Origin of the sequence: Candidatus Stoquefichus massiliensis AP9 (assembly GCF_000455285.1) — a bacterium.
Classification (GTDB): domain Bacteria; phylum Bacillota_I; class Bacilli_A; order Erysipelotrichales; family Coprobacillaceae; genus Stoquefichus; species Stoquefichus massiliensis.
In genome coordinates this window covers 109,403-112,806 of record NZ_HG005293.1, presented here as the reverse complement: position 1 = coordinate 112,806, position 3,404 = coordinate 109,403, and the positions used below count along the sequence as shown (strand labels likewise).

The following is a 3,404-nucleotide window of genomic DNA, read 5'->3' as shown; positions in this document are numbered from 1 at the left end:
GGGGACGGGACTTCGTATCTCTGAATTTTGCGGACTGACCAAGATTGACTTGGACTTTCCAAACAGGATAATCCATGTAGACCACCAGCTATTGAGAGATAGTGAAATCGGGTACTACATTGAGCTTCCGAAAACCAAAAACGGTGACAGAGAGATTCCAATGACAGAGAATGTCTATCAGGCGTTAAAGAGGATTGTAAAAAGCCGTGGGAAAGCAGAGCCTATCGTTACTGACGGCTACAGAGATTTTCTGTTTCTCAACAATGACGGGTTGCCAAAGGTCGCTTGCAACTATGAGAGTATGGTAAGAGGACTTGTCAAGAAGTATAACAAGTGCCATGAGGCAGCATTGCCAAATGTAACGCCACATACATTCAGACACACGTTCTGTACGAATATGGCAAACAAGGGCATGAATCCAAACACCTTGCAGTACCTTATGGGACACGCCAACATCACGATGACGCTTGGGTATTACGCACATGGTTCTTCTGCTTCTGCTAAAGCTGAAATGGACAGGTTATGTGCCTAGTAGTAAAGGCAGAGTTTACTACACTTTTACTACTTTTGGCTGCCAAAACACGCTGGGATATGCCAGCATATGCAAAGTATCTTCCAATATGAAAAATGCCCGTAACGCCCGTAAATACAGGCTATACAGACATTTGACAACTTATGAAAAGATAATCAATTTATTATAGAAGTTTTTTCTTTTAAAAATCCAGAGATCCTTCATCATTTAAATATTCTATAACGACTTGTTCTTTAAACTCTTTTGTATATGTCTTATTCTTATTTGATGTGATTAATGACTCTTTGCCAATATCACGATATTTATTTATCCAATCAAAAACTGTTCTTTGATTAACACTTAACGATTGTGCTATTGCAAATACACTTGTTGTATTATTGAGATAATCCTCACACGCTTTTACTTTTTCTTCATAAGATACTTTTTCTTTTCTACTCATAATAAAATCCCACCTCCATAGATACACGTTTTTATATTTCGTGTGTCTACTTTAGTGGGATCATATCAAATCTAAATTGTGGTTTTTATTAATCTCAACATATTATTAACAAATTGGGCAGAAATTTGAGAAGCCTTTTGACAATTGGCCTCAAAAGTAGGGATACCAGGATTTGTGAGTGTATCTGTAATGGCTCGAATTGCAATAAAAGGAGTTTCATTAACATAACAGACATGAGCAATACTCGCTGTTTCCATATCAACACTCAAGGGATGATACATCTTTATAATATTTTCCCTTTCTTTGTTTTCTACAAATTGTTCTCCAGTCACCATTCTTCCAAAATGAATTTCATATTCAAAATTCAATTTTTGAGCAGTTTTTTTTGCATATTTGAGCAATTGCTCATGAGATTGAAAATAAGGTGAAGATAACCAGGGATGAAAATCTGTTAATATTTTTTCATCAACATCATGATAGGTTATTTCTGTTGCAACAATAATATCATATAACTGAACATTGTTATCAATACCACCAGCAGTACCAGCATTAATAAGGGCAGTGCAGTGAAAAGTATCAATGAGGATCTGTGAAGCAATTGCAGCATTAACTTTACATACACCACAAAAAAGAGTGACAACATCAATTCCATGAATTTTTCCTTCATGAAAAGAAAGCATAGATTTATATGTTACCTTTTCATGTTCTAACAATGAAAGAAATGGTTTCACTTCCTCATCACTTGCACAAATAATACCTATTTTCATATGTTCATCCTCCATGATTTTTATTATATCAGTAAACAGTATTTGATAAAAGAATTTTAGATATTGATATATAATGAAACTGGTTTGTTCTTGTGATATAATGATAAAAAGAAATCAAAGGTGAGTAAATGACAATAGTAAATAAAGTCTTTGATTTCATGATTAAAGACTAATATGAAGATTATATGTCAAGAAGTGTGAATACCCCTGTAATTATATGGAATGATAATTCCTAGAGATGCCTAAAAATAAAGATAATGAAAAAAATTGATTAAGAGAGTGAGAAATATGAAAGCAATTATAGGAATAACATGTAGTGAAAGAATGATTGATGGAAGATATGAACAATATGTTCAGCAGGATTATGTTGAAGCTGTAGAGAATGCTGGTGGAATACCTGTACTATTATCAGTTACAAAGAAAAATGATATGATTACTGAACAAATTCAGCGTATTGATGGATTACTTGTAACTGGAGGTCAGGATGTAAATCCAATGTTTTATAAAGAAAATTGGTCATATGATCAGGGACCATCAGATTCATATCGTGATCAATATGAAATTGAATTAATTAAACAATGTGCAGATAGAAGAATTCCTATTTTAGGAATCTGTCGAGGACAACAGATTATTAATGTTGCTTTTGGAGGAACTTTATACCAAGATAATCGTTATGCCAATGAATATGTTTTTCAACATGAACAAAAAGAAAGAAGAGAATATCCAACCCATATCATTAGAATTAAAAAAGATAGTTTCTTATTTCCAATCTTTGGAGATAAAGCTTATGTGAATAGTTTTCATCATCAGTCAATTAAGAAAATTGCTGATGAATTTAGAGTGGTCGCAAGAAGTGAGGATAGTATTGTTGAAGCTATTCAACATAATATTTTGAATATTTTAGGTGTACAATTTCATCCTGAGTGTATGTGTCAAAAAAATGAACAGATGCAAAAATTATTTGATGTATTTGTTTATCAGTGTAATTATCAAAAGTAGAGTGGAAATTATTTTCCATTCTTTTTGCTTTGTGAAAAATAATCATGTATACTCATATTATAGATAGAAAGAGGAAATGATAATGAATAATACTGAATATAAACATGAACTTATTATTCCTAATGAAAGTATACCAGTCAAAATATTTAGTTTTTCTGCTCATAATGATTTACGTATTATACCTTTTCATTGGCATACGTCAGCAGAAATGCTTTATGTAAAAAGAGGAAAACTAAATATTTGGATGAATAAGAAAAAGTATGAATTAAAACAAAATGATTTTATCTATATTAATTCAAAAGAAGCACATTCTACACAAAGCCCAGAGGATAATGAAGTTATTGTTTTACAAATATCAAGAGACTTTTTAGAGACATTTTCTAATAAGGAATCATGACATATTCATTGTAATACAATTGAATTACCTGAAAATAAAGGATTCGATAATATGAGGGAATTACTGTATCAAATGTATCTCTATAGTGAGAGAAAAGATGATGCATATTATCTTAAAGTGTATTCTTTATTCATTATTACATTGCTGCATTTCAGGAACTGAAGGTGGAGATGGTATTGTTGATGTTGTGTATGGAGCAGTTAATCCAAGCGCAAGATTATCCATGACCTTCCCATATTCTGTAGGACAGTGTCCAATATATTATAATCA

Annotated in this window: 6 protein-coding genes; 4 read left to right on the top strand and 2 right to left on the bottom strand. The window is 32.1% G+C overall.

The window, feature by feature from the left end; translation table 11 throughout:
• A partial coding sequence (locus tag BN350_RS15315; RefSeq protein WP_028044381.1) for a site-specific integrase occupies positions 1-532 on the top strand: 532 nt, incomplete at its 5' end.
• 181 nt (positions 533-713) lie between these two features.
• Here BN350_RS15315 and BN350_RS19480 read toward each other — a convergent pair.
• Positions 714-971 carry a transposase gene (locus BN350_RS19480; protein WP_049945587.1) on the bottom strand — a complete coding sequence of 86 codons (258 nt, stop codon included), beginning with the start codon at positions 969-971 and terminating at the stop codon, positions 714-716.
• A gap of 71 nt (positions 972-1,042) precedes the next feature.
• A complete protein-coding gene (locus BN350_RS15305; protein WP_028044380.1) occupies positions 1,043-1,738 on the bottom strand; it encodes a 5'-methylthioadenosine/adenosylhomocysteine nucleosidase in 696 nt (231 codons plus the stop codon).
• Positions 1,739-2,026: 288 nt separating this feature from the next.
• Between BN350_RS15305 and BN350_RS15300 the strand changes: the two genes are divergently transcribed.
• The 3 genes from BN350_RS15300 to BN350_RS20345 form a co-directional block, all read left to right on the top strand.
• The gene (locus BN350_RS15300; protein WP_028044379.1) at positions 2,027-2,737 is read left to right on the top strand and encodes a gamma-glutamyl-gamma-aminobutyrate hydrolase family protein; all 711 of its coding nucleotides are present in this window, start codon (positions 2,027-2,029) and stop codon (positions 2,735-2,737) included.
• Between the two features lie 82 nt (positions 2,738-2,819).
• Positions 2,820-3,134: a cupin domain-containing protein gene (locus BN350_RS19475; RefSeq protein ID WP_231385303.1), complete on the top strand. Its 315-nt coding sequence runs from the start codon at positions 2,820-2,822 to the stop codon at positions 3,132-3,134.
• A gap of 97 nt (positions 3,135-3,231) precedes the next feature.
• Positions 3,232-3,404: glycoside hydrolase family 3 C-terminal domain-containing protein (locus BN350_RS20345; protein ID WP_315968805.1), on the top strand; the 173-nt coding region annotated here is incomplete at its 3' end.

Bases quoted from the DNA above. Each gene is read 5' to 3' on its own strand.
- BN350_RS19480 (WP_049945587.1), bottom strand. From the start codon at position 971: ATGAGTAGAAAAGAAAAAGTATCTTATGAAGAAAAAGTAAAAGCGTGT.
- BN350_RS15305 (WP_028044380.1), bottom strand. From the start codon at position 1,738: ATGAAAATAGGTATTATTTGTGCAAGTGATGAGGAAGTGAAACCATTT.
- BN350_RS15300 (WP_028044379.1), top strand. From the start codon at position 2,027: ATGAAAGCAATTATAGGAATAACATGTAGTGAAAGAATGATTGATGGA.
- BN350_RS19475 (WP_231385303.1), top strand. From the start codon at position 2,820: ATGAATAATACTGAATATAAACATGAACTTATTATTCCTAATGAAAGT.